Raw genomic sequence first — 25,736 nt, forward strand, 5'->3', positions numbered from 1 at the left:
TTGAGTAAAACAAGCGGTCTGGCTGCAATGGGGATGTGCTATGTCGCAGATAGCAAAAAAGCGCCTTTAGGGCGCTTTTTTACATTGGTGGGTCGTGCAGGATTCGAACCTGCGACCAATTGATTAAAAGTCAACTGCTCTACCAACTGAGCTAACGACCCGAAATGGTGGGCGATGACGGGCTCGAACCGCCGACCCCCTCCGTGTAAAGGAGATGCTCTACCAACTGAGCTAATCGCCCATTTCGGAACTGCTGCGATAAGGTGAGAATGGTGGGCGATGACGGGCTCGAACCGCCGACCCCCTCCGTGTAAAGGAGATGCTCTACCAACTGAGCTAATCGCCCAATCTCAATTCTTATCTACACTGCGAGTCTACCTAAGTAGATGGTGGGTGATGACGGGCTCGAACCGCCGACCCCCTCCGTGTAAAGGAGATGCTCTACCAACTGAGCTAATCACCCCCGCTGTGTGGAGTCGCATTATAGGGAGAGTTGAAAATGAGTCAACGCATTTTCTAAAGTTTTTATTCGTTCGTCGTAAAATTAGTCAAAACGATCGCAAAACGGACTGTGGCGCATGATTTATAAACAAAAACAGCAATCTCGAACCGGATAAAGTGATCGACATTGAGGAATCGGCCCACAGTGATAGAATATTGCCCATTGTTTTCTTCCCGGAATTTGCCGATTACCGGCATCTTTATAACGTAAGGCCATTTCATGAAAATCAAAACTCGCTTCGCGCCGAGCCCGACAGGCTATCTGCATGTCGGTGGTGCACGTACCGCTCTCTACTCCTGGCTTTTCGCACGTCACAACAACGGTGAGTTTGTGCTGCGTATTGAAGACACCGATCTGGAGCGCTCAACGCCGGAAGCAATTGAAGCCATTATGGATGGGATGAACTGGCTGAATCTGGCGTGGGACGAAGGCCCATACTTCCAGACCAAACGTTTTGACCGCTATAACGCCGTAATTGACGAGATGCTGGTGGCAGGCACGGCCTATAAGTGTTACTGCTCCAGGGAGCGTCTGGATGCGCTGCGCGAAGAGCAAATGGCAAAAGGCGAAAAACCGCGTTATGACGGTCGTTGCCGCCATGACCACAGCGAGCATGCTGCTGACGAGCCTTGCGTAGTGCGTTTTGCTAACCCGCAGGATGGCTCTGTTATCTTTGATGACCAGATCCGTGGTCCGATCGAATTCAGCAACCAGGAGCTGGATGACCTCATCATTCGTCGTACTGACGGATCGCCAACCTATAACTTCTGCGTAGTTGTGGACGACTGGGATATGGAAATCACTCACGTGATCCGTGGTGAAGACCATATCAATAACACCCCGCGTCAGATCAACATTCTGAAAGCGCTGAACGCACCTGTACCGGTATATGCGCACGTATCAATGATCAACGGTGACGACGGTAAAAAGCTGTCCAAACGTCATGGCGCGGTGAGTGTGATGCAGTACCGTGATGACGGCTATCTGCCGGAAGCGCTGCTGAACTACCTGGTGCGTCTGGGCTGGGCTCATGGTGACCAGGAGATCTTCAGCCGCGAAGAGATGATCGAGCTGTTCTCTCTGAACTCGGTCAGCAAATCAGCCAGCGCGTTCAACACTGACAAACTGCTGTGGCTGAACCATCACTACATCAATACCATGCAGCCAGAATATGTAGCGACTTATCTGCAATGGCACATTGAACAGGCAAACATCGATACCCGTACGGGCCCTGAACTGGCGGATCTGGTGAAGCTGCTTGGCGAGCGTTGCAAAACGCTGAAAGAAATTGCTGAAAGCTGCCGTTACTTCTATGAAGAGTTTGACGCGTTCGACGCCGACGCGGCCAAGAAACACCTGCGTCCGGTTGCGCGTCAGCCGCTGGAAGTGGTGCGTGACAAACTCGAAGCCATTACCGAATGGACTGCGGAAAATGTTCACCACGCGATTCAGGCTACCGCTGATGAGCTGGAAATTGGCATGGGTAAAGTCGGTATGCCGCTGCGCGTTGCGGTGACGGGGGCAGGCCAGTCTCCGGCGCTGGACGTGACCGTTCATGCCATCGGCAAATCACGTAGCGTTGCGCGTATCAACAAAGCGCTGGACTTTATTGCTGAGCGCGAAAGCCAGCAGTAATGCTCGTGTAATACAAAAAACGGCAGGGTAACCTGCCGTTTTTTTATGCCTGTTATTCAGCAATACCAAGACGCGTGAGAAAACCCTGCAACCCTTCACGAGCGAGCAACTTGTGCAAACGTTCCTGTTCGACAGTCGTCATGTTTTCCAGCGAGTCGATAATTTGTGGAAGCAGGCTGGATGAGGTTGCCACGCCGTAGTGGGAAGGGCTTTCCGCCACATGGTAAACAGCCCGACGGTTACGAATGGCAGGAAGGCTAATGATGTGCTCCTTAACGTGCGCATCAATACATATCACCCTCGCTCTTCCGCCTTTTACACCGTTGATACCTTCCGTTTTCCATCCCTTCTGTCGTATCCAGCGATTAACGGTTTGTCGGGCTACGCCCAGACTGTCCGCCAGCTCTTCCGTGGTCATTTTGCTGCGTAATCTTTTCATATCAGCGTTGGTCGCGAATCCCTAAACGTTGTAACAAGCCGGTAATCCCTTCCCGCAGTAACAGCGATGTCATCTGCTTTTGCTCTTCCGGCGTCATTTCATTCGCCAGCGTCAGGAGCAGGGCATGAAGCGAGCCCTCGTGGTACGTATCTGGCAGTTCCGGCGTCTCTGTAGCCCTGCGCGCGCTGCGAATAAAGTCGCGCACTTTTTCATTGACGTGTACCAGACGCGCCTTGCCACCCTGAACGCCTGGCTTTGGCGATGTAATCCAACCCTCTTTGCGTACCCATTTATTGATGGTCTGTCGGCTATAGCCAGTCAGCAGGGCTAACTCTTCTGGCGTCATTCGTTCCTTGATCATACAATTTCCTGAATATCTGTGGGGTTAATTAGTGGTTCATTTTATAGCACCGTTTTACGTGAAAACGTGACAAGCTTAACTCCTGGCTGCGAGCAGGCTCGCAAAGTGATTCATTTGCATGATTTTTCGGCGATTGAAAGGCGGAGGTTGAATTTGCCGTTGACACTCTGCGGCGGAATTCATATTATGCCGCCCGTCAACATGACAGCTTTACGACGGGGCTATAGCTCAGCTGGGAGAGCGCCTGCATGGCATGCAGGAGGTCAGCGGTTCGATCCCGCTTAGCTCCACCAAACTCTGAACCCAACAGAGTGCGGTAGGTAAAGTAACATGTGGGGCTATAGCTCAGCTGGGAGAGCGCTTGCATGGCATGCAAGAGGTCAGCGGTTCGATCCCGCTTAGCTCCACCAAAATTTAAACCCTCGTCGCAAGACGGGGGTTTTTTTATATCTTGTAAAATGTTTAGACTCTTTTTGTTGCCAGCAATGTCGTTTTCTATACATCACCTCAATCCAAATCAATAAACAAGTCTATAAATAGACCTGAACTTGATTCGTGCAATTAATAAACCTATTATCCATCCGGTCAATAAGACGATGGTTAAATAGATCACACGGATTAATGAATAGAAAAATTTACAATAATGTAAAAATATTTATGATTGTCCTGGCGTTAAGCCTGATTACGATCCCCTTTTCCCGTTATATCTCCCCGCGCGCTATCGTCAACGAAAATGATGTTTATTTAGCGTGGTTGCCCTTAAGCGCCATACTCGCCATCGTATTGTTATTTGGACGTCGGGCAATCATTCCTTTACTGATTGGATTTAGTGTTACTAACATTTATTACTTTGATTTAGCATTACTACAATCTTCCGTGTTATTAATTTGTCAGACGTTTGCCGTCTTCGCTGCCTGTGGCGTCATCCGTCTGATGCTGGGCAAACGCTGGCGACACAGCATCCCGAATAAGTACATCGGTATACGTATTTTCTGGCTCGGATTTGTGGTTCCTGTAGGCATCAAATTATCGATGTATCTGGCGGGATATTTATTTGATTTTCCGGTGACAATCTCCTCCTATTTCGGCGAAGGCTCTGCAATTTATAACGTTATCGATATTCAAAGCCTGATTTGTGCCGCCCTGATTTTCACCATGATGTTCTACTACCCGTTAAGAATGATAATTAATCCCCGGTATGCCCGAACATTCTGGCGGCGAAGCGTGAAGCCCCTCTTTTGTCACAAAAAAGTGTTATTTATCGTTGTGTGGCTGATGCTGTTGGTCTCGATGATCGCTATTTTGTGCGCGCCTTTCGAGTCACAGTTTATTGCTGGTTATTTGATGCCAATCGTTTTTATTCTTTTTACCCTGGGGATTGGTCGTCTGAGCTATGCGCTCATCTCTTTACTCTGGGCGGCCTCGGCGCTCATGCTGTTGACCTACAATTATAATTTTCTTAATGGCGTTGAATCGGGCCACTCGCTCTCCTTTATCTTGTCGGTACTGATCTCTTTCGCCATCTGCCTGCTTTACATGTCGCGGATCTATCAGAAAAGTGAATGGCTGAAACAGGGGTGGCAGGAGAGGGCGCTTACCGATCCGCTCACCGGTCTGCCTAACATTCGTGCGCTGGAAGTGTTTTTACAGCACCATCCCGAAGCCAAAATCTGCTGCCTGCGCCTGGATAATCTGGAATTTCTGAGCCGTCATTACGGCATCCTCATGCGTGTACACTGTAAAAAGATGATCACCGCGTCGCTGCAACCGTTATTGCAAAAAGACGAGAAGCTCTTTCAGTTGCCAGGCAGTGAGCTGGTGGTGGTCTTGTTGGGTCCGGGCACGGCTGAACGTCTGCAATATATGGTTGATCATCTGAACAGCCGTAAGATTGTCTGGAACAAGACTGAGCTCGACATTGAGTTTGGCGCCTCCTGGGGCGAAGTGCCGGATGGGGAAAGCCTGCACCACACGCTGGGTCAGCTGAGCTGGCTGTCCGAGCAATCCTGTGGCGGGCATAACGTTCTGGCGTTAACCAACAGTCTGGATGATGTCTCTGGTCAGACGACGGACAGGGTGCTAATGCTGGCCCGCATAAAACGCGCCCTTGATATCGGCGGTCTTCACCTTTACGCCCAGCCAATTCACAACGCGCGCGGAGAAGGGTACTTTGAAATCCTCTCCAGGCTGGAAAGCGATGGCGAGATCATCACCCCTGACCGCTTTATTCCGCTGATTGCTCAGTTTAACCTGAGCCACCGGTTTGACCTGAACGTGTTGGAAAAATTGCTGATGTGGATGCGCAGCCATCCGTCCGGACGTGCAGGAACGCGCTTCTCCGTCAATCTAATGCCGCTGACGCTGATGCAAAATGAGATTGCGGCTGAGATCATCGCGCTTTTTGAACGCTACGCCATTGCGCCGCAAAATATCATCATTGAGATCACCGAGGAACAGGCTTTCTCAGACTCGGGAAGCAGCATCAAAAATATTCAGCAGCTGCGTGATTACGGCTTCCGCATTGCCATAGACGACTTTGGTACCGGCTATGCCAACTTTGAGCGCCTGAAGCGGCTGGAGGCCGATATCATTAAGATCGATGGTTGCTTCGTGAAAGATATCTGCACCGACAGCATGGATGCGATGATCGTGCAGTCCATTTGCAACATGGCAAAAACGAAATCGCTGTGTGTGGTGGCTGAATATGTGGAAACGGCTGAACAACGCGAGATGTTGTTGCGATTTGGCGTAGATTATTTGCAGGGCTATTTGATTGGTAAACCCCAGCCTCTGACGGCGCTGGAAGCATAAAAAAACCGGGAGCGAGGACTCCCGGTTTTTATTACGCGGTATGAATTACAGAACCAGTGCTGCAATAGAGGCAGACAGGACGCTCACCAGCGTTGAACCGTAAACCAGCTTCAGGCCAAAGCGAGAAACCACGTTACCCTGCTCTTCGTTCAGGCCTTTAATCGCGCCAGCGATGATACCGATGGAAGAGAAGTTCGCGAAGGAGACCAGGAAGACGGACAGGATCCCTTCCGCACGTGGGGAGAGTGTGCTGGCAATCTTCTGGAGATCCATCATCGCCACGAATTCGTTGGATACCAGTTTCGTTGCCATGATGCTGCCCACCTGCAACGCTTCGTGAGCCGGTACACCCATCACCCAGGCAACCGGGTAGAAGATATAGCCCAGAATGCCCTGGAAGGAGATACCGAGTACGGCCGCAAACAGGGCGTTCAGCGCAGCGATCAGCGCGATAAAGCCAATCAGCATCGCGGCAACGATAATTGCAACCTTGAAACCCGCCAGAATGTATTCACCCAGCATTTCGAAGAAGCTCTGTCCCTCGTGCAGGTTAGACATCTGAATGTTCTCTTCGCTGGCATCCACGCGGTACGGGTTAATCAGCGAAAGAACGATAAAGGTGCTGAACATATTCAGAACCAGGGCCGCAACCACGTATTTAGGTTCCAGCATAGTCATATACGCGCCCACGATAGACATGGAAACGGTAGACATTGCTGTCGCCGCCATGGTGTACATGCGGTTACGGGACATCTTGCCGAGGATATCTTTATACGCAATGAAGTTCTCAGACTGACCGAGGATCAGTGAGCTGACTGCGTTAAAGGATTCCAGTTTACCCATGCCGTTAACTTTCGATAACAGGAAGCCGATCGCACGGATAACCACCGGCAGAACGCGGATGTGCTGAAGGATACCGATCAGGGCAGAGATGAAGACGATAGGGCAGAGTACCTTCAGGAAGAAGAAGGCCAGACCCTGATCGTTCATGCTGCCAAAGACGAAGTTTGTCCCTTCGTTGGCAAATCCGAGCAGTTTTTCGAACATTTCGGAGAAGCCTTTCACGAAGCCGAGGCCTACGTTGGAGTTCAGGAAGAACCACGCAAGTAAAACTTCAATGACCAGCAGCTGGACAACATAGCGAATACGAATTTTTTTGCGGTCTGTGCTGACCAGCAATGCAAGTGCAGTAACGACAACAAGTGCCAGGACAAAATGAAGGACGCGGTCCATATTTGCTCCAAATATGAGGCAGGTTTAATTTCCGTGCACATTCTATGTAACAAGCACAAAGAAAACGAGATCAAGCCCACACTATAGTTACATCCTGTGACGAGTCTCAAAAATAGTGATCAACAATACATTTTTGTTATGTTAGGTAAATGAGTGAAAAGTTAAGTTTGTGTGCTACGCTTCACAAATGTCTGCGCATTTTCACATTCTGTGACCTTGCTCCACCTGCCTGTCTATCGTTCCTGGCTATCAGAGAAATCATGTTAACCATTTCAAATGAACTTGATAATCATTCTCATTTTGATAGCATAAAACATAGCAAAGGCTATATTTCCAGAGGCAGAAATGACGAATAGTCGCGTAGAGAGTAGCAGCGGCAGAGCGGCACGCAAGCTGCGGCTCGCATTAATGGGACCGGCATTCATTGCCGCGATTGGCTACATCGATCCGGGTAATTTTGCGACCAACATTCAGGCCGGGGCCAGTTTCGGCTATAAACTGCTGTGGGTTGTGGTCTGGGCCAATCTGATGGCGATGCTGATTCAGATGCTCTCCGCGAAGCTGGGTATTGCTACCGGAAAAAACCTGGCGGAGCAAATCCGCGATCATTATCCACGTCCGGCAGTTTGGTTTTACTGGGTTCAGGCGGAAATTATCGCCATGGCCACCGATCTCGCCGAGTTTATCGGGGCGGCGATCGGCTTTAAGCTTATTCTGGGCGTCTCTCTGCTTCAGGGGGCCGTGCTGACCGGTATCGCCACTTTCCTGATTCTGATGCTCCAGCGGCGGGGGCAAAAACCGCTGGAGAAAGTCATCGGCGGCCTGCTGCTGTTCGTCGCTGCCGCCTATATTGTTGAGCTGATTTTCTCCCAGCCGAATCTGGCGCAGCTGACGAAAGGGATGGTGATCCCGTCGTTACCTACTTCTGAAGCCGTTTTTCTGGCTGCCGGGGTGCTGGGGGCGACCATTATGCCGCACGTCATTTATCTACACTCTTCATTAACCCAAAATCTGCATGGCGGGACGAGTAAAGAGCGCTACTCCGCCTCGAAATGGGATGTGGCTATCGCGATGACCATTGCCGGATTTGTGAATCTGGCGATGATGGCGACCGCCGCCGCCGCGTTCCACTTCAACGGGCATACCGGGGTTGCCGATCTTGACCAGGCTTACCTGACGCTGGAGCCGTTGCTGAGTCATGCCGCTGCCACTATTTTTGGTTTAAGCCTGGTTGCTGCGGGCCTTTCATCTACGGTTGTGGGGACACTGGCCGGGCAGGTGGTGATGCAGGGGTTCGTACGTTTCCATATTCCGCTGTGGGTTCGCCGCTCGGTCACGATGCTGCCTTCCTTTGTTGTGATCCTGATGGGACTGGATCCGACCCGCATTCTGGTGATGAGTCAGGTGCTGCTGAGTTTCGGGATTGCGCTGGCGCTGGTGCCGCTGCTGATCTTCACCAGCAACAAATCACTGATGGGCGATCTGGTGAATTCGACGTGGGTGAAACGCGCCGGGTGGGCCATTGTGGTCGTGGTGGTGGCGTTAAACTTGTGGTTGCTGATAGGCACAGCCGCAGGCCTGTAAAAGAAAAAGGAGCCGGAAGGCTCCTTTTTGTTGTTAATGGTGATGGCCGTGACCGTGGCCTCTGCCTTTTCCGTGACCCCAGCCGCCACGGCGGTCGTCACGATCTTTCCAGCCTTCGCGGTAGCCGCGTTCGTAAGCCTTACGCTTATCCCAGCCACGGTGATAGCCGTTATCGTGTTTCCACCAGCGGTTTTGACGCCATTCATAATGGCGATGCCAGTAGTCACGGTCGCGCCAGTAGCCACCGTCCCAGTATCTGCCGTAGTCATCACGATCGCCAATTTGTAATTTAATCGATGGCAACAGGGTGATTTCGCCCGCATTGGCGACCAGCGGGGCCGAAGCCAGTAATACCGCTGCAAGAATCAGTGACCTGAACATACTCTTCTCCTTCACGATCGGGGCCGCTGTGCGACCTGTTAACGCAATTTTACGAGTTGGTAAACATTCGTTTCATCGCCTCAACTCCTAAATCATGAACGAGAGCACTTTTTGCTAAAAGTGTTTTTAATCTGAACTGGACAGGATCGTATCTATCGTCTTGAGCTCTTCTGCCGTGAACCGACAATTTTCAAGCACGCCTGCTGCATCATCAATTTGTCCGGTCTTGCTTGCGCCGATGAGCACGGATGTCACCGCATCGTGGCGCAGGATCCAGGCCAGTGCCATTTGCGACAGCTTTTGCCCCCGTTTTTCCGCCAGCGCATTCAGCTTACGTACCTTTTCCAGCTTTTTGTCGGTGATCTGTTCCGGATTAAGGAACTTACTGCCGCTTGCTGCGCGAGAATCCGCCGGGATGCCGTTCAGATAGCGATCGGTCAACTGTCCGCCCGCCAGTGGAGAGAAGGGGATACATCCCACCCCTTTTTGCTGCAACTCGTCCAGCAACCCCTCTTCAGGCGCACGTTCAAACATGGAGTACTTCGGCTGGTGGATCAAACATGGCGTGCCCAGATCCTCCATTATTTCAATCGCCTGCCGTGCCATTTCTGCCGGGTAGTTGGACAGACCGATGTACAGCGCTTTGCCCTGACGCACCACATGGTCAAGCGCTTTCATGGTTTCACGTAGCGGCGTGTGTGGATCCGGGCGGTGGTGATAGAAGATATCGACATACTCCAGCCCCATACGCTTGAGGCTCTGGTCCAGGCTTGCGATCAGATATTTACGCGAGCCCCAGTCACCGTAAGGCCCGTCCCACATGGTGTAGCCCGCTTTAGTGGAGATGATCAGCTCATCGCGCCAGGGCAGGAAATCCTCCTGCAAAATGCGCCCAAAATTACGTTCGGCCGAACCAGGAGGCGGGCCGTAATTATTGGCAAGGTCAAAATGCGTAATACCCAAATTGAAAGCACGCTGTAAAAGTTGACGGCTGTTTTCGAGCAACGTCGCGTCGCCAAAATTATGCCACAGCCCCAACGAGATGGCGGGAAGCTTAAGACCGCTTTGCCCACAGCGGCGATATTGCATTGTCTGATAACGATTTTTGTCAGGTTGATAACCCATTTGTGAGACCTCTGGCGCTGGAAAGAAACATCCGTGTATACGTTTACACTAATCTGAAGAAAATGAGCATAGCGCAGCTTTTTTCGTAAAGCATTCTTTCCAGCCCCTGATTGTCGTCAATTCTGGACACGCTTCACGCTTATTTAATACTCAGAGTGAGGTCAACGTCAGAAGGACACTTATAATATGCGTACCCCCTATTGCGTCGCCGATTACCTGCTGGACCGACTAACAGATTGTGGTGCCGATCATCTGTTTGGCGTGCCGGGCGACTATAACCTGCAATTTCTCGATCACGTGATAGACAGCCCGGACATCTGCTGGGTGGGCTGTGCCAACGAACTGAACGCGTCTTACGCCGCAGACGGCTATGCCCGCTGTAAGGGCTTTGCCGCACTCCTGACGACATTCGGCGTTGGGGAGTTAAGCGCCATGAACGGTGTGGCGGGCAGCTTTGCCGAACATGTTCCCGTCCTCCATATTGTAGGGGCCCCGGGTATGGCGGCGCAGCAGCGAGGAGAGTTACTGCACCATACGTTGGGCGACGGCGAGTTCCGCCACTTCTATCATATGAGCGAACCCATCACCGTTGCGCAGGCGGTGCTTACGGAACAAAACGCCTGCTATGAAATTGACAGAGTCCTGACCACCATGCTGCGGGAGCGCCGTCCGGGCTATCTGATGCTGCCCGCCGATGTGGCGAAAAAAGCCGCTACACCTCCTGTAAGCGCTCTCACTGTTAACCCCGCACCGGCCGATTCAGCCTGCTTGCAGGCGTTCCGTGAGGCTGCCGAAAAGCGCTTGTCTACGAGCAAACGCACCGCGCTGTTAGCGGACTTCCTGGTACTCCGCCACGGTCTGCGCGCGGCCCTTCAGACGTGGGTGAAAGAGGTGCCGATGGCACACGCCACCATGCTGATGGGCAAGGGCATTTTTGACGAACGACAGAGCGGTTTTTACGGCACCTACAGCGGATCGGCGAGCGCCGCGCCGGTCAAAGAGGCCATCGAGGGTGCTGATACGGTGCTGTGCATTGGCACGCGCTTTACCGATACGCTCACTGCCGGATTTACCCACCAGCTTACGCCAGACCAGACGATAGAGGTTCAGCCCCACGCGTCCCGCGTCGGCGACGTCTGGTTTACGGGTATCCCGATGAGGGAGGCCATTGAAACGCTGACAGCGCTGTGTAAAACCTATGTTCGTGATACGCGAGCGCCATCGGATCACAGCGGCTTTTCGTTCCCGACTATTGAAGGGGCGCTGACTCAGGAGAGCTTCTGGCGTACCCTGCAAACGTTTATTCGCCCCGGAGACATTATTCTGGCTGACCAGGGGACGTCTGCTTTCGGCGCTATCGATCTGCGTTTACCGGCGGACGTGAACTTTATCGTCCAGCCGCTGTGGGGATCGATTGGCTACACGCTGGCGGCGGCGTTTGGCGCGCAAACGGCGTGTCCGAACCGACGCGTGATTGTCCTGACGGGCGACGGCGCCGCGCAGTTGACCATTCAGGAGCTGGGATCCATGCTGCGCGACAAGCAGCGCCCGATTATTCTGGTGCTTAACAACGAAGGATACACGGTGGAAAGGGCCATCCACGGGCCGGAGCAGCGCTATAACGATATTGCCCTCTGGAACTGGACGCAGATACCGCAGGCGCTGAGCCTGGCGCCTCAGGCAGAGTGCTGGCGCGTCAGCGAAGCGGAAGCGCTGGCGGAGGTGCTGGATAAAGTGGCACACCATGAGCGGCTTTCGCTGATCGAGGTCATGCTGCCGAAAGCCGATATTCCGCCGCTGCTGAGCGCGCTGACCAAAGCGCTGGAGGCGCGCAATAACGCCTGATTACCTGTCGTTTCGCCATGCCATCAGCATCGGTTTGCCCGCCAGCAGGAGCCAGGCGGGCAACATCACGATACAGAGCAGCGGCAGAAGCGTGGTATCCGGCACGACAACGGCCGCCATAAACAGGCTCAGCCACGCATCGCGCGTGACCACCAGTACCAGCCCCAGAATGGAGCAGGAGACGGTAATCGCCGCAGGGACAGCGTCAACGTGCTCATGCAGCATCAGCCCCAGCGCGACGCCAACAAATACCGCCGGGAAGATACGACCTCCCCGGAAACCACAGGCCGCCGCGACCACCAGCGCCGCCAGTTTCACCAGCGCGAACAGCAGATAATCTGAGACGCTGAAGACCTGGCTGAAGGCCAGCTGCTGCATCTCGTCCAGACCCTTAAACAGCGTAACCGTCCCGCCGATAGCGCCTAAAACGCCCAGAATAAAACCCCCCATGCCCAGAATCAGCACCGGATGCTTCAGCCTGTGCATCAGGCGATGCAGGCGAGGAAGACACCACACCGCGACCATCCCCAACGCAATGGCGATCGCGACGACGACGGCGCCGCTGAAAATATCGGTGAGTTGCATCTGGCCGTAGTGGGGAATGGAGAGTGAAAAATGGGGATGGAAAAACAGGCTGGTGGTGAGGGCTCCCGCAGCGGCGGCCATTAGCGGCGCGAAGAGTTTATCCCAAAGCGGCACCTCATGATCACTGCTGAGCGTTTGCGAAAAAATGAGCGCAGCCGCGACCGGAGTGCCAAACAGCGCCCCGATGGTGCCGGCGGAGGCCAGGATCGTCCAGTCCAGCGCGCCAACGCGCGGGGAAAGACGCGCCCCCAGAAAGACCGCCAGCGCGATATTCACCGCCATAATGGGATGTTCAGGCCCGAGGCTTACGCCGCCCGCAAGACCGATTATCAGCGCGATGATAAGCCCCGGCAGAGCCGAGGGGGAGACAGGCGCGCCAATCAAGGGTTCCAGTGCCGGGTCCGGCCCGGCATGGCCCGGGCTATAGCGGATCACCAGCCCTACGGCAATCCCGGTCAGGGTCAGCATCACCATGATCCAGCCCGGCGAGTCAATGCTGATGCCGAGTTTTACCGGAAGCGCGGTCCATAAAATCGTTTGCAGCACCGCCGCCACTTTCATGACGACGATGAGCACCAGGCTCGACGCCACGCCAATAATCAGCGCCGGGACAGCCAATAACAGCATGGTTCTGGCTCGCGGATGGAGCATGATGATTTCCTTGTACAAAACGGCTTAACGTTACTTTGCACAATCAGCATTGTGGCAATAGTGCAAAAGGTGCTGAAACGGTAAAGTTATTATGTGACGAAGATCGATAATCCATGGGCAGTCACCTTCTGGTCGTTGTTGTTAACACGCCTTGAATTTACAGTGTCCCAAAGATTTATTCTGACTTTAGCGGAGCAGTAGAAGAATGACAAAGTATGCTTTGGTAGGTGATGTAGGCGGCACCAACGCGCGCCTTGCCCTGTGCGATGTGAACAGCGGTGAAATTTCTCAGGCGAAAACCTATTCAGGGCTGGATTACCCAAGCCTGGAAGCGGTGGTTCGCGTCTATCTGGAAGAGCATAAAGTGAGCGTTGAAGACGGTTGTATCGCCATCGCCTGTCCGATCACCGGCGACTGGGTGGCGATGACCAACCACACGTGGGCCTTCTCAATTGCCGAAATGCGGAAAAACCTCGGCTTCTCGCACCTTGAAATTATCAACGACTTCACTGCGGTTTCCATGGCTATCCCAATGCTTAAACCAGAGCATCTGATTCAGTTCGGCGGTACGGCCCCGGTTGAAGGCAAACCGATTGCCGTTTACGGCGCGGGAACCGGTCTGGGGGTGGCGCACCTGGTCCACGTCGACAAACGCTGGGTCAGCCTTCCGGGCGAGGGCGGTCACGTGGATTTTGCGCCGAACAGCGAAGAAGAGGGCATTATTCTGGAGGAGCTACGCGCCGAGATTGGGCACGTGTCGGCCGAGCGGGTGCTTTCTGGCCCGGGCCTGGTGAACCTGTATCGGGCGATTGTCAAATCAGACGGTCGTCTGCCGGAAAATCTGCAACCGAAAGATGTGACCGAACGCGCGCTGGCCGACAGCTGTATTGACTGCCGCCGTGCTTTGTCGCTGTTCTGCGTCATCATGGGGCGTTTTGGCGGCAACCTGGCGCTGAACCTTGGCACCTTTGGCGGGGTCTATATTGCGGGCGGGATCGTGCCGCGCTTCCTCGATTTCTTTACCGCCTCCGGCTTCCGTGGCGGCTTCGAAGACAAAGGCCGCTTCAGGAGCTATGTCCAGGACATTCCTGTTTACCTGATTGTCCACGACAACCCAGGCTTACTGGGATCCGGCGCGCATCTGCGTCAGGTTCTTGGTCAGATCCTCTGACGCTCATTTCCCTCTCCTGCGGGAGAGGGAACGTGCTACAGGTGCATGAGCTGGCGGAACTCTTTCACTCTGCTGCGGCTTACCGGCACCTGAAAATCCAGATCCTTCAGCCGCAATATATAGGTGTTGTTAAACCAGGGTTCGATTTCGCGGATCTTGTTCAGGTTGACGCAGAACGAGCGGTGGCAGCGGAAGAAGTGGGCGGCCGGGAGTTTATTGCAGAATTCGGTGATGTTCATCGCCATGACGTAGGATTCACGCCGCGTATAGACAAACGTCATTTTTTCATGCGCTTCGGCATAGTAAATATCGTCGACAGGCGTGACGATGATCCGTTCGTCCTTCACCAGATTAATCGTGTCGTTTTCCCGCGCTACCGGGCTGGCACTGGCGGGTAATGCCTGCTGCTGCCACGCGGCTTCCAGCTTATGCAGCATGCTGATAATACGCGACTCCTGGTACGGCTTGAGAATATAGTCAAACGCCTCAAGCTCGAAGGCCTCCACGGCATGCTCTTTCCACGCGGTGACAAACACAATAAACGGCTTGTGGGCGAACTGATTGATATTTTGCGCCAGCAGGACGCCGTCCAGCAACGGAATATTAATATCGAGGAATATCGCGTCGACCCGGTTATGCTGTAAAAATTTCAGCACGTCCAGACCATCCTCAAAACAGCCAACAATCTCCATCTGGCTGTGGGTTTTGATAAGCCAGCTCAACTCCTGTTGAGCCAGAAATTCATCTTCTACGATGATGACTTTCATCTGTTACTCCGGCCTACGGCAACAAGGATATGGGGGCATTCACGGGCGTTCGCTCATTCGGAACATAAAAGGCAATTTCGGTGCCCGGCTCAAGGCGGTGAATATGCAGCCCGTCACCGTACAGCAGTTTGACCCGGTGATGCACATTCAGCAGTCCGATCTTGTTGCCTGGCATTTCGTTTGATTTGACGCGTTCGATAACTTTCGGATCGATGCCGTGCCCGGTATCGCGCACGGCGATACGCACGCGGTTACCGCTTTCCGTTACGCTAATTGTTACCACGCCTTTGCCTTTACACGGCTGAATACCGTGAACAATGGCGTTTTCCACCAGAGGCTGGATCAGCAGGCTTGGGATCACGCAGTTGACCTCTTCATCAATATCGTAAATGACCGTCAGCTTATCGCCAAAGCGAGCCTGCTCGATCGCGATGTAATCCTTGATTTGATACAGCTCTTTTTTGATGTCGATCTGCTCGTCGTCTTTTAGCTCAATGTTGTAGCGAAGATAGCGCGACAGATTAAATATCAGCTGCCGCGCGGTGTCCGGATTCAGACGGATGGAAGAGGAGATAGCGTTCAGCGCGTTAAACAGAAAATGGGGATTGATCTTGCTTTGCAGGGCGCGCAGCTCTGCCTTATTTGCCATCTCGCGCAGCTGCTCTGCACGCGAAACCTCTAGTTGAGTGGAGATGATCTGCGACAGGCCAATCGCCATCTCCTGGAGCGAGGAGGTGATTTGGTGCGCATGACAGTAGTAAATTTTCAGCGTCCCCGTGACCACGCCTTTTTCCCACAGCGGGATCACCAGCATTGAGTGGATCTCTGGCGTCCGGTGGGCTTCGTCATTGTTTTTAATGATGATTTTTCCGTAGTTAATCGCCTGTCTGGTGGTTGGGCTGATGGTGTCGTCGCTGTCGCGATAATTGTGCTCACCGACGCCAACGTAAGCCAGCACGTGATCAATATTGGTGATAGCGACCGCATCGGCATGAATATCACGGCGGATGATATCGCAAACCTGACGTAAAGATTCGGCGTTAACGTGCCGGAAAAGCGGCAGCGTCTTGTTGGCGATATCCAGCGCCAGCTTGGCCTGACGCGCGGCGCTGGCCTCTTTTTCGCCTTCCACGCTTTGCACCAGCAGCACGATAAAACCGATACAGACGCTCCCGAGGATCATCGGAATACCGATCTTCGAGACGATATCCAGCCCCAGCGCAACGGTTGGCGCCCAGACGATGACCAGGATCATGGTCAGCGTTTCGCAGACCATCCCCGCGATAATCCCCGCACGCCAGTGCTGCTTTTTCGGGATTTTGCGGTTAATCCAGCCCGAGAGCAGCCCGGCAATAATGCTGGTGATAAAGCAGGGAACTGCCGTCACGCCGCCAATATCAATCAGGTATCGATGGGTGCCAGCGATAATGCCTGTGATAATCCCGACCCAGGGACCAAAGAGGATCCCGCCCGACATGACGGCGATGATGCGCACGTTCACCAGCGAGCCTTCTACCGGCACCCCGGACCAGGTGCTGAACAGGGCAAACATCGAAAAGATAAACGTGACGGCCAGCAGCTCTTTTGGCGAATGGGCAGATTTATGCAACAGTTCGCGGAACAAGCGGATGCGGATAAGGAAAAAGAGACAGATCAGCATTAATGCCGCGCGGTCGAACACCGCGAGGAGCATATTGAAGATTTCGTGCACGGTCAGGCCTGGGAAAACGGGAAAAATCTATGATAGAAAACATAGGGCCTGATGACCAGCTATCCATCAGATTTATCAAATGGGGAAAAACCATAATTCTCAAAGGGGATTGCTGGCTTTTGACTGAAAGCCGGCGCTTTTCCGTTTGGGGAGAAACGTCAGGTAACGATACTGAAAATATTGTGTTAAATTGTAGAGCTTAAAACTGCCTGTTCGCGATAGGAGTTCCGCTTTTCACTGCAATCGCATTCCCGTTTTAGAGCAAAATATTGTTTTGCCGTTATCCTCTCGACAGCGTCTTTTTCTTCAGGTTATTTTCTAAGCATGCCACACGGGTGGCAGCGTCGCTCGGACGGTCCGGGCGCTAACGTGACTCTGAGGAATCTATGGCTGAATTCAGTCCTGAACGCCGTTTTACGCGTATCGATCGTCTCCCCCCTTATGTTTTCAATATCACTGCTGAACTGAAAATGGCTGCGCGTCGGCGCGGCGAAGACATTATCGATTTCAGTATGGGTAACCCTGACGGCCCAACGCCGCCGCACATTGTTGAGAAACTCTGCACGGTTGCCCAGCGTCCCGATACCCATGGGTATTCCACCTCACGCGGCATTCCACGCTTACGTCGGGCGATCTCCCGCTGGTATCAGGATCGTTATCAGGTCGATATCGATCCTGAAAGTGAAGCGATTGTGACCATTGGCTCCAAAGAGGGGCTGGCCCACCTGATGCTGGCGACGCTGGATCACGGCGATACCGTACTGGTGCCGAATCCGAGCTACCCGATTCACATCTATGGGGCGGTGATTGCCGGGGCGCAGGTGCGTTCTGTCCCGCTGGTGGAAGGCGTCGACTTCTTTAACGAGCTGGAACGGGCGATTCGTGAAAGCTATCCGAAGCCGAAAATGATGATCCTCGGTTTCCCGTCAAACCCAACGGCACAATGCGTTGAACTCGAATTCTTCGAGAAAGTGGTCGCGCTGGCTAAGCGTTACGACGTGCTGGTGGTACACGATCTCGCCTACGCCGATATCGTTTATGATGGCTGGAAAGCGCCGTCAATTATGCAGGTACCGGGTGCCCGTGATGTGGCGGTTGAGTTTTTCACCCTGTCGAAAAGCTACAACATGGCGGGCTGGCGAATTGGTTTTATGGTGGGAAACAAAACGCTGGTGAGTGCCCTGGCGCGTATTAAAAGCTACCATGACTATGGCACCTTTACGCCGTTACAGGTCGCGGCCATCGCGGCGCTGGAAGGGGATCAGCAATGCGTGCTCGATATTGCCGCTCAGTATAAACGCCGCCGAGATGTGCTGGTAAAAGGGCTTCATGAAGCAGGCTGGATGGTGGAAATGCCTAAAGCCTCCATGTACGTCTGGGCGAAAATCCCCGAGCCGTATGCGGCGATGGGTTCTCTGGAATTTGCCAAAAAACTGCTTCAGGATGCGAAGGTTTGCGTCTCTCCAGGCATTGGCTTTGGTGACTACGGTGACACGCATGTGCGTTTCGCGCTGATTGAAAACAGCGACCGTATCCGTCAGGCAGTGCGGGGCATTAAAAGCATGTTCCGTGCGGATGGCCTGCTTGCAGCGAAGAGCGTTGCGGAACAACCCGAGTCGTAACGGACACCAAAAAAAACAGGCGCCAACGGCGCCTGTTTTTTTGACTGCATTTTCTTAACTAGATCATCAGAGCAAACGTTCCGGCCCAAACTAAAACAATAACCGAAATGCCCATAAAGAAATATTTCACGTTTCATCGCTCCGCGTATCTTCCGGTACGCATTAAAAAAACAGAGTCCAACTGAGTATAGAGAGTTGAAATCATGCGAAAGGGGAAATCGGAATTATCCCGTTACGTCGCTAACTTCAGCTCTGAATTCTGTGCTTTCCTGTCGCCAGACGGCGCTAATGTACGCCTAAATTTCAGGAGTGACAAGAGGCATTTTTTTAAATAATTTCCTACACTTACGAGTGTCGTGGAACGGCGACAGTTTGATTTCGGTACGCAATAAATGCCTGTTGAGCGACGGTCGAAAAAAGCCGTTACGCACTGTGATTACAGGTGTTTGAAAAGGTTAGTTTCTTAGCGAAACTAACCTTCGAAAGGGGTCAGATATAGAGTGAGGCTTCGCCCAGGGGACGGGTTTTAAAGCGGCGGTGCATCCACAGATACTGCTCAGGCGCACGCATAATCTCAAACTCAATCACCTTATTGATAAAGGTCGCGGCTTCACTCTCATCTTCAGGATAGTTCGCCATCTCTGGGGAGATATGCAGACGATAGCCTGACTTATCCGCTTTTCTGACCATGGTCACCGTCAACATCGCGGCGCCTGAGAGACGTGAAATCACAAAGGTACCGTTCGTCGTAGCGACATCTTTAACCGCAAAGAAAGGGGCAAAGCTGCTCCCTTTAGGACCGTAGTCCTGGTCCGGGGCAAACCAGACGGCTTCACCTTTTTTCAGGGCGCCAACCATACCGCGCAAATTGTTACGGCTGATCATCGCCTTATTTGAACGCATGCGGCCCCGCGTTTGTACCCATTCCATCAGCGCGCTGTTATGCGGGCGATAGGTTGCCATCATCGGCTGACAAAGGCCCATAACGCGGCCACCCAGCTCAAGCGACATAAAATGCACACCCACAACCATCACGCCGCGGTTTAGCATCTGGGCACGTTTCAGGTTATCCAGACCTTCCACGTCAAACCATTTACGGACACGCTCGTCTGGCCAGAACCAGGCCATACCGGTTTCAAGCAGCGCCATACCGATAGATTTAAAGTTTTCCGCAATCAGCGTTTCGCGCTGCTGCGCATTGTAATGCGGAAAGCAAAGCTCGAGATTTTTTCGGGCAATGGACTCACGACGCTTAAGGAAGTGACGCGATGCGCTGCCGAGCTTCGAACCCAGGAAACGGATCACGGGATAAGGAAGTTGAACCAGCAGCCAAAGTACGCCAAGGCCAAACCACGTAAACCAGTAGCGCGGGTGCAGAAACGCCCGCTGAAATTTGGATTGAGACAAAATAGTGGAACCTATGTAAAGCCTGTGAAGGTAGCGCAGACTTCGCGATACCACGTGCCATTAAGACCGTAGGACGAGGTCATGGTTGCAGGCTTTACCGTTCTTTACGACGTTGCCTGGCCATTGCTGACTTGGGTGGGCGGCATAATGTAGCACCGTTATACATTATGAGCTATCACTCGTTTTTGTTTAAAAAAGCGGCAATTGCGGAGTGGTTTGATTTTGCTATTGTTAAATCTGCGTTCCCGCATGCCTCCTGAAGGTGCAGACCATGGAAACCTACCTGCAAACGGTGAAAGAAGAGTGGGTGAAGCTAATTAATGAAACCGATCCCGATGTGCATCGGCTTGCGACTGAGCTTGCCAGGGACAACGCAACGCCCCTGGTCGCTGAATTCTATCGTGTTGTGCTGGCAGATCCGTCGGCAGCTGAATTCCTGACCACCGAACAGGTGGAGAGGCAGCTTCAGGAGGCGCTTCGTCGCTGGCTTATTGATGTGCTCTCATGCCGTGTGGAGCAGGTTGAAGAGCAGATGCGGGCGCAGCAGCGCGCTGCGGATGTTCATGCCCGTATTGGTATTTCGGTTGATTTAGTTGAAATGGGCTTCCGTGTTCTGAAAAAGCTGCTGTTACCTGTCATTACTACCAGCACCCATTCGCCTGAGGTGAAGCTGCATATTTATCACTACGCGATTAACAGTATCGATCTGGCCATGGAAGTGATGTCGCGGGCCTATGTATTTAGCGAGAACAATGCGGCGAAAGAGGACGAAAATTACCGCATCTTTTCCTTAATGGAGAACGCAGAAGAGGAGAAGGAGAGACAGACCGCGGCGCTGCTGTCATGGGAAATGGTGCTTCTGTATAAGATCACGCTTAATTCCAGTATCGGCAACAGTCTGCCGCTGGGGCAGTCTGAATTTGGACTGTGGTTTAGCCATAAAGGTCGGCACTATTTCAGCGGGATCGCTGAGGCTGGTCATATCTCTCGTCTGATTCAGGAATTCGATGACCTTTTTAACGAGGTCCGTCTTTCAGGGCAGGGTCTGAGTGATAAAGCGCAGCGGGATAAATTCTTGCAGCGAATGCGTAATACGCTCTCGCAAATCATCACGCTTTTGCGCGAACTGTTTGACGAAGTGTCGCGACACGAGGTGGGGGTTGATGTCCTGACCCGCCTGTTGAATCGCCGTTTCCTGCCAACCATCTTCAAACGCGAAATCCTGCACGCCACCCGGGCGGGAACAAAGCTCTCGACGCTGCTGATTGACGTCGACAAATTTAAACAAATCAACGATACCTGGGGGCACAATACCGGGGACGAGATCCTGCGAAAAGTCTCCGGCGCGTTCTACGACAACGTGCGAACCTGTGATTACGTTTTTCGCTACGGCGGCGATGAATTTCTGATTGTGCTAACGGAAATCTCAGAGGTGGACGCGCTGCGAATCGCCGAGCGTATCCGCAGGCGGGTGGAAAAAATCAAGGTTAACTCCCCAACCGGCGATATTATCCCGCTCTCCCTCTCGATAGGCGTGGCGATGTTCAACGGGCATCCCGATTACGAGCGATTGATTCAGGCGGCGGATGAAGCCTTATACGGCGCGAAACGGCGTGGTCGAAACTGCGTGGAGCTTTGGAAGGGGGCGTAAGGAAAGACAGAAGTGTCCCCTGCAGGAATCGAACCTGCAACTAGCCCTTAGGAGGGGCTCGTTATATCCATTTAACTAAGGGGACGAAGCGGCAAGAGTATAGCGTTATTTACACTTTTCGTTAAGCGCATTGCCGCCTGACTGGTCAAAGAGTCACCGTTCACGCCGATTTTTCGGCAGTTTTATCCTTTTTTTCCTGAGCCTTAAGCTCGGCCTTACGCTTGTTGGACATGTCGTTACGGATTTGCGCATGGCTCAACAGCGCAAAGATAAAGGTCCCGCCACAAATGTTGCCTGCGAGGGTTGGCAGGGCGAACGGCCAGAAAAAGTCGCTCCAGTGGAGTGTGCCGTTAAATACCAGATAAAGGATTTCAACGGTTCCGACAACAATGTGCGTGGTATCGGCGAGTGCGATAAGCCAGGTCATCAGGATAATCACCACGATTTTCGCGCTGCCCGCTGAGGGGAACATCCACACCATAGTGGCGATGATCCAGCCGGAAATTATAGCATTAGAAAACATTTCAACCGGCGTGTTTTTCATCACATCCATGCCAATTTTCACAAATGCGTCGCGGGTCGGTTCATCAAATATTGGCATATACTCGAACGCCCAGGCGGCTATACCCGTACCGATGAGGTTCCCCAGCAGCACGACGCTCCACAGGCGCATCAGTAAACCGAAATTACCGAGGGTCGGATTTTGCATGACGGGCAGTACGGCAGTGACGGTATTCTCCGTAAAAAGCTGCTGTCTCGCCATAATGACGATAATAAAGCCGAACGTGTAGCCTAAATTTTCCAGCAAAAACCCGCCCGGTACGCCTTCCAGCTGAACGTGAAATATCCCTTTGGCGAGCAAAGAGGCGCCCATTGACAGACCGGCTGCAATGGCTGACCACAGCAGGGCCATCGCGTCGCGCTCCATCTCTTTTTCCCCGTCCTGGCGAATATGCTCATGAATAGCCATGGCGCGTGACGGCAGGCGATCTTCATCGACTTCTATCTCTTCTCCCCGGTCTTTCTCCTCACTTTCAATCTCAAGTTCTTCATTGTTCTCGCCAATTTTTTCTTCGTTAATGTCTTTCATAACAGCTCCTTCGGGGTAATTGCTCATTTAAGCGTAGCGGCTTTTAGCGCCTTGCCCGTGGGGATGCTCTTAAATTGCTGTAAATGGCAATAAAGGTGAGACATCTCTTTCAAAGCCAATATAAAATTGCCAGCGAAACGAATTCTGAAAGACAGGCTATGCTGAAATTAGCGTGATGACGCGAGCGGGTCGTCATTGTCCTCGTAGACATCGGTAAGCGTGCTGTTACAATCACTTGCACGTTTCAGGCGGAGCATCACCGGCTCCGTCACAGATGGCATTCAACGATAGCCATATTGAACAGGGAGAAATTTATGAAGCTTCGGCTGTCGGCGCTTGCGCTGGGCGTAACAATGCTTGTGGGCTGCGCCAGCTCTGGCGAGCAAACGGGACGCTCCGATCCTCTCGAAGGATTTAACCGTTCAATGTACAGCTTTAACTATAATGTGCTGGATCCGTATCTGGTTCGTCCGGTTGCCGTGGCATGGCGTGACTACGTTCCGCAGCCGGCGCGTAACGGGCTGAGCAACTTTACCAGTAACCTGGAAGAGCCAGCGGTTATGGTCAACTACTTCCTCCAGGGCGACCCGTATCAGGGGATGGTGCATTTCACCCGCTTCTTCCTGAACTCCCTGCTGGGTATGGGCGGCTTAATTGATGTCGCGGGCATGGCGAACCCGAAATTACAGCGTGAACAGTCGCACCGTTTCGGCAGCACGCTGGGGCATTATGGCGTAGGTTATGGGCCGTATGTGCACCTGCCATTCTACGGCAGCTTTACCGTGCGTGATGATGGCGGCGACATGGTGGATACGTTGTATCCGGTGCTGTCATGGCTCACCTGGCCGCTGTCGATTGGTAAATGGACCGTGGAAGGAATTGAAACACGTGCGCAACTGCTGGACTCTGACGGTCTGCTGCGTCAGTCTTCCGATCCGTACATCATGGTCCGCGAGGCCTACTTCCAGAACCATGACTTTATTGCCAACGGCGGTAAGCTGAAGCCGGAAGATAATCCGAACGCGAAAGCCATCGAGAACGAATTAAAAGATATCGATTCGGAATAAATAAAAAAGGTGAGCGATGCTCACCTTTTTTAATCGTGTTGGAATTAGAACGCGTAGTTGAAGTTGGTACCAAACAGCCAGGCTTTACCTTCAGAGGTAAACTCGTAAGGGCCTTCCTGGAAGGTCACTTTCTGTCCATGCATGTACGACACGCCCGCGTCGATAGAGGCATTCTCGTTGAACGCGTAGGTTGCCCCCGCACTCACCCAGAAACGGTCCTGATCCGGAATGGAGATAGAACGCTTATCTGCCGGTACCGGGCTGTCATCAAATGCCACGCCGGTACGGAACGTCCAGTTGTCATCCATATAATAGGTCGTACCAAGTGCGATACGGTAAGCATCGTGGAAGCTTTCGTCTTTATAGAACAGCGTCTGGCCGTTGCTGCCGGTGGCTTTCAGCTCCTGGAACTGGCTCCAGCTGGTATACGCGAGGCTATAGTGAATAGCCCACTGCGGCGCAACGCGGTTATAACCTGACACTTCCCACATTTCTGGCAGATGCAGTGACAGTGAACCCGGTACGGTTTGATTCGAGGTACCCCATGGAATGGTGGTGCCTGCGCCCGGTACCATACCGTTGACTGGGCTCAGGATGCCGCTTTTGTAATCGCCATCGAAATCAATTTTCACTTCTGAGCGATAGGTCAGACCCCAGCGGTTGTTTTTATCAAGTTCATACAGGATACCGGCGTTCCAGCCGTAACCCCATTCATCACCTTTCAGGCTGGCAATTTTATTGCTGTTTTTCGGCAGCGCAGCAGTTTGCTCCCCGGAATAACGCTCGATTTTTGCATCAGCGTAGACAGCATCAAAGCCCAGACCAAAGCTCCAGTTATCGTTCAGACGATATGCGCCGCTCAGGTTAAGGTTCAGGGTCGTCAGGTCGGTTTTACCGCCGTATTCCCCGGCCGGATAGTTGTTATTGAACTCCGTTGCCAGGCCATAGTTAGAGGTGACAGAGGCACCCCAACCAAACTGTTCATTGATTGGCGCAACAAAGTGCAGGTTAGGCACCCACGCGGTCGGCGCAATGTTATCCGCCTTCAGATCTGCGCCGGTGAACTGAGATTTGCCAGAAATATTGACATCAGGATCGATGTAAACCGCACCGGCAGAGAAGGTAGGGCGATCAAACATCATGATCAGCGCCGGGTTACGGCTCGCGTTGCCTGCGTCATCGGCAATCGCACCTTCCCCGGAATACGCACGGCCAAGGCCAGAGGAAGAAAATTCGTTTAACTGGAAGCCCGCTGACCAGGCGGACGTTGAGACGATTGCCACTGCAACTGCTAAAGCAGTTTGTTTGAACAGGGTTTTCTGGCTCATGACCATAACCTCATTGAGTTATTTTTATTCAATAATTGTTACATACCGTAACAGGAGCGCGAAGTGTAGGGTCTGAGGTATGACTTACAAATCAGACCAGTGGCGAGAGTATAGGTCTGACCAGCTGGGATGTTGCAAGTTTGTTTATTAATATTTTCAGATATGTTTCTTGAAACGAGATCTGGTTGGCAAAATTGTGACCAGTGCGATTCCTCTGAAAAGGGGAATTTTGTTTTAGATCATTTTTTAGTGTGATATTGCTCACTTATCCGATTTTGCGCCATTAACGGCTGGAGGGGGCTCGTCCGGGGGCGTAAAATAGACGCATCGTGTTTATCTCGCGCCCTGCGCGAATACAGAGGAAATTGAGCTATGAGTAAATGCAGTGCTGATGAAACCCCGGTTTGCTGCTGTATGGATGTTGGCACCATTATGGACAACACCGATTGCACCGCCTCTTACAGCCGCGTATTCCCTAACCGTGCTGAAGCGGAAGAGACGCTGGCCGCGCTGAGCCAGCGCGCGCGTGAAGTCGAATCCGATCCGTGTGAAATCAAATCCACCTTCACGGAAGTGGAAGGCGGCGTGCGGCTGGATATCGACTTTGTGTTCGCCTGCGAAGCAGAAACGCTGATCTTCCAGTTAGGCCTGCGTTAATACTTTTTGCACGGGCCTATGATCGTGTAGGCCGGGTAAGGCAACGCCGCAACCCGGCAACAAATCTCACAAATGCCTCTGCTATGCAGGGGCATTTTCTTTTTCTTCTCTGT

The 25,736-nt window shown here is 52.7% G+C and carries 21 protein-coding genes and 7 tRNA genes; 11 read left to right on the top strand and 17 right to left on the bottom strand.

All coding sequences use genetic code 11. From position 1 onward, the window contains the following. Nucleotides 1–85: 85 nt before the first annotated feature. The 4 genes from ACOTXD_RS03840 to ACOTXD_RS03855 form a co-directional block, all read right to left on the bottom strand. Nucleotides 86–161, bottom strand: a tRNA-Lys gene (locus tag ACOTXD_RS03840). 4 nt (nt 162–165) lie between these two features. Continuing rightward, nucleotides 166–241, bottom strand: a tRNA-Val gene (locus ACOTXD_RS03845). Between the two features lie 29 nt (nt 242–270). Next, a tRNA-Val gene (locus ACOTXD_RS03850) sits at nt 271–346 on the bottom strand. A 41-nt stretch (nt 347–387) separates the two neighbouring features. After that, nucleotides 388–463, bottom strand: a tRNA-Val gene (locus tag ACOTXD_RS03855). Nucleotides 464–721: 258 nt separating this feature from the next. On the opposite strand from ACOTXD_RS03855, the gene gltX reads away from it, so the two are divergent. Further along, nucleotides 722–2,137 carry a glutamate--tRNA ligase gene (gene gltX, locus ACOTXD_RS03860; protein WP_003861336.1) on the top strand — a complete coding sequence of 472 codons (1,416 nt, stop codon included), beginning with the start codon at nt 722–724 and terminating at the stop codon, nt 2,135–2,137. Nucleotides 2,138–2,189: 52 nt separating this feature from the next. Here the strand turns inward: gltX and ACOTXD_RS03865 are convergent, their stop codons facing one another. After that, nucleotides 2,190–2,576 (bottom strand): YfeC-like transcriptional regulator, encoded by a 387-nt coding sequence (locus tag ACOTXD_RS03865; protein ID WP_017383469.1) that lies wholly within the window; start codon nt 2,574–2,576, stop codon nt 2,190–2,192. 1 nt (nt 2,577) lies between these two features. Beyond that, the gene (locus tag ACOTXD_RS03870) at nt 2,578–2,937 is read right to left on the bottom strand and encodes a YfeC-like transcriptional regulator (RefSeq protein WP_003861339.1); all 360 of its coding nucleotides are present in this window, start codon (nt 2,935–2,937) and stop codon (nt 2,578–2,580) included. Between the two features lie 217 nt (nt 2,938–3,154). On the opposite strand from ACOTXD_RS03870, the gene ACOTXD_RS03875 reads away from it, so the two are divergent. The 3 genes from ACOTXD_RS03875 to ACOTXD_RS03885 all read left to right on the top strand — a co-directional run bounded on the left by ACOTXD_RS03875 (nt 3,155) and on the right by ACOTXD_RS03885 (nt 5,748). Then, a tRNA-Ala gene (locus tag ACOTXD_RS03875) sits at nt 3,155–3,230 on the top strand. 41 nt (nt 3,231–3,271) lie between these two features. Next, a tRNA-Ala gene (locus tag ACOTXD_RS03880) sits at nt 3,272–3,347 on the top strand. Nucleotides 3,348–3,558: 211 nt separating this feature from the next. Next, the gene (locus ACOTXD_RS03885; protein ID WP_421766371.1) at nt 3,559–5,748 is read left to right on the top strand and encodes an EAL domain-containing protein; all 2,190 of its coding nucleotides are present in this window, start codon (nt 3,559–3,561) and stop codon (nt 5,746–5,748) included. A 45-nt stretch (nt 5,749–5,793) separates the two neighbouring features. On the opposite strand, the gene nupC is transcribed toward ACOTXD_RS03885, so the two are convergent. Further along, entirely contained in the window at nt 5,794–6,981 is a 1,188-nt protein-coding gene (nupC, locus tag ACOTXD_RS03890; protein ID WP_003861341.1) for a nucleoside permease NupC, read from the bottom strand. Between the two features lie 345 nt (nt 6,982–7,326). On the opposite strand from nupC, the gene ACOTXD_RS03895 reads away from it, so the two are divergent. Continuing rightward, nucleotides 7,327–8,565: an Nramp family divalent metal transporter gene (locus ACOTXD_RS03895; RefSeq protein WP_003861343.1), complete on the top strand. Its 1,239-nt coding sequence runs from the start codon at nt 7,327–7,329 to the stop codon at nt 8,563–8,565. A gap of 33 nt (nt 8,566–8,598) precedes the next feature. Here the strand turns inward: ACOTXD_RS03895 and ypeC are convergent, their stop codons facing one another. Both ypeC and mgrA read right to left on the bottom strand, forming a co-directional pair. Continuing rightward, complete coding sequence (ypeC, locus tag ACOTXD_RS03900) at nt 8,599–8,946, bottom strand: DUF2502 domain-containing protein YpeC (RefSeq protein WP_003861345.1); 348 nt, start codon at nt 8,944–8,946, stop codon at nt 8,599–8,601. 126 nt (nt 8,947–9,072) lie between these two features. After that, a complete protein-coding gene (gene mgrA, locus ACOTXD_RS03905; RefSeq protein ID WP_061856656.1) occupies nt 9,073–10,071 on the bottom strand; it encodes an L-glyceraldehyde 3-phosphate reductase in 999 nt (332 codons plus the stop codon). Between the two features lie 186 nt (nt 10,072–10,257). On the opposite strand from mgrA, the gene ipdC reads away from it, so the two are divergent. Then, on the top strand, nt 10,258–11,916 hold the full coding sequence (gene ipdC / locus ACOTXD_RS03910) for an indolepyruvate decarboxylase (RefSeq protein WP_022651551.1): 1,659 nt from the start codon (nt 10,258–10,260) through the stop codon (nt 11,914–11,916). Here the strand turns inward: ipdC and ACOTXD_RS03915 are convergent, their stop codons facing one another. Continuing rightward, on the bottom strand, nt 11,917–13,152 hold the full coding sequence (locus ACOTXD_RS03915; protein WP_061856655.1) for an ion channel protein: 1,236 nt from the start codon (nt 13,150–13,152) through the stop codon (nt 11,917–11,919). It lies immediately after the preceding gene. Between the two features lie 205 nt (nt 13,153–13,357). Here ACOTXD_RS03915 and glk point away from each other — a divergent pair, with 205 nt between their 5' ends. Further along, a complete protein-coding gene (gene glk / locus ACOTXD_RS03920; protein ID WP_003861352.1) occupies nt 13,358–14,323 on the top strand; it encodes a glucokinase in 966 nt (321 codons plus the stop codon). A 35-nt stretch (nt 14,324–14,358) separates the two neighbouring features. Here glk and ACOTXD_RS03925 read toward each other — a convergent pair whose 3' ends face one another. Together ACOTXD_RS03925 and ACOTXD_RS03930 are read right to left on the bottom strand one after the other, a co-directional pair. Next, nucleotides 14,359–15,090: a LytR/AlgR family response regulator transcription factor gene (locus ACOTXD_RS03925; RefSeq protein ID WP_421766372.1), complete on the bottom strand. Its 732-nt coding sequence runs from the start codon at nt 15,088–15,090 to the stop codon at nt 14,359–14,361. A 13-nt stretch (nt 15,091–15,103) separates the two neighbouring features. Next, entirely contained in the window at nt 15,104–16,801 is a 1,698-nt protein-coding gene (locus ACOTXD_RS03930; RefSeq protein ID WP_003861356.1) for a sensor histidine kinase, read from the bottom strand. Nucleotides 16,802–17,187: 386 nt separating this feature from the next. Between ACOTXD_RS03930 and alaC the strand changes: the two genes are divergently transcribed. Continuing rightward, nucleotides 17,188–18,423: an alanine transaminase gene (gene alaC / locus ACOTXD_RS03935; RefSeq protein ID WP_017383460.1), complete on the top strand. Its 1,236-nt coding sequence runs from the start codon at nt 17,188–17,190 to the stop codon at nt 18,421–18,423. A 58-nt stretch (nt 18,424–18,481) separates the two neighbouring features. On the opposite strand, the gene ypdK is transcribed toward alaC, so the two are convergent. After that, nucleotides 18,482–18,553, bottom strand: a complete 72-nt coding sequence (ypdK, locus tag ACOTXD_RS03940; protein WP_099458937.1) for a membrane protein YpdK — start codon at nt 18,551–18,553, stop codon at nt 18,482–18,484. A 359-nt stretch (nt 18,554–18,912) separates the two neighbouring features. After that, nucleotides 18,913–19,833: a kdo(2)-lipid IV(A) palmitoleoyltransferase gene (gene lpxP / locus ACOTXD_RS03945; RefSeq protein WP_102381219.1), complete on the bottom strand. Its 921-nt coding sequence runs from the start codon at nt 19,831–19,833 to the stop codon at nt 18,913–18,915. A 268-nt stretch (nt 19,834–20,101) separates the two neighbouring features. On the opposite strand from lpxP, the gene ACOTXD_RS03950 reads away from it, so the two are divergent. Beyond that, nucleotides 20,102–21,481 carry a diguanylate cyclase gene (locus ACOTXD_RS03950; RefSeq protein WP_061856653.1) on the top strand — a complete coding sequence of 460 codons (1,380 nt, stop codon included), beginning with the start codon at nt 20,102–20,104 and terminating at the stop codon, nt 21,479–21,481. Between the two features lie 13 nt (nt 21,482–21,494). On the opposite strand, the gene ACOTXD_RS03955 is transcribed toward ACOTXD_RS03950, so the two are convergent. Both ACOTXD_RS03955 and ACOTXD_RS03960 read right to left on the bottom strand, forming a co-directional pair. Continuing rightward, nucleotides 21,495–21,566 (bottom strand) — tRNA-Arg (locus tag ACOTXD_RS03955). Between the two features lie 75 nt (nt 21,567–21,641). Continuing rightward, a complete protein-coding gene (locus ACOTXD_RS03960) occupies nt 21,642–22,571 on the bottom strand; it encodes a formate/nitrite transporter family protein (RefSeq protein ID WP_003861364.1) in 930 nt (309 codons plus the stop codon). 314 nt (nt 22,572–22,885) lie between these two features. On the opposite strand from ACOTXD_RS03960, the gene mlaA reads away from it, so the two are divergent. Then, nucleotides 22,886–23,638 (top strand): phospholipid-binding lipoprotein MlaA, encoded by a 753-nt coding sequence (mlaA, locus tag ACOTXD_RS03965; protein ID WP_061856652.1) that lies wholly within the window; start codon nt 22,886–22,888, stop codon nt 23,636–23,638. A gap of 44 nt (nt 23,639–23,682) precedes the next feature. Here the strand turns inward: mlaA and fadL are convergent, their stop codons facing one another. After that, complete coding sequence (fadL, locus tag ACOTXD_RS03970) at nt 23,683–24,966, bottom strand: long-chain fatty acid transporter FadL (protein WP_003861367.1); 1,284 nt, start codon at nt 24,964–24,966, stop codon at nt 23,683–23,685. 372 nt (nt 24,967–25,338) lie between these two features. On the opposite strand from fadL, the gene ACOTXD_RS03975 reads away from it, so the two are divergent. Further along, nucleotides 25,339–25,623 (top strand): YfcZ/YiiS family protein, encoded by a 285-nt coding sequence (locus tag ACOTXD_RS03975; RefSeq protein ID WP_017383455.1) that lies wholly within the window; start codon nt 25,339–25,341, stop codon nt 25,621–25,623. The last annotated feature ends 113 nt before the right edge of the window (nt 25,624–25,736 follow it).

The sequence above is a fragment of the Enterobacter cloacae complex sp. CDL013 genome, assembly GCF_049238805.1.
In the GTDB taxonomy this organism is placed as follows: domain Bacteria; phylum Pseudomonadota; class Gammaproteobacteria; order Enterobacterales; family Enterobacteriaceae; genus Enterobacter; species Enterobacter hormaechei_C.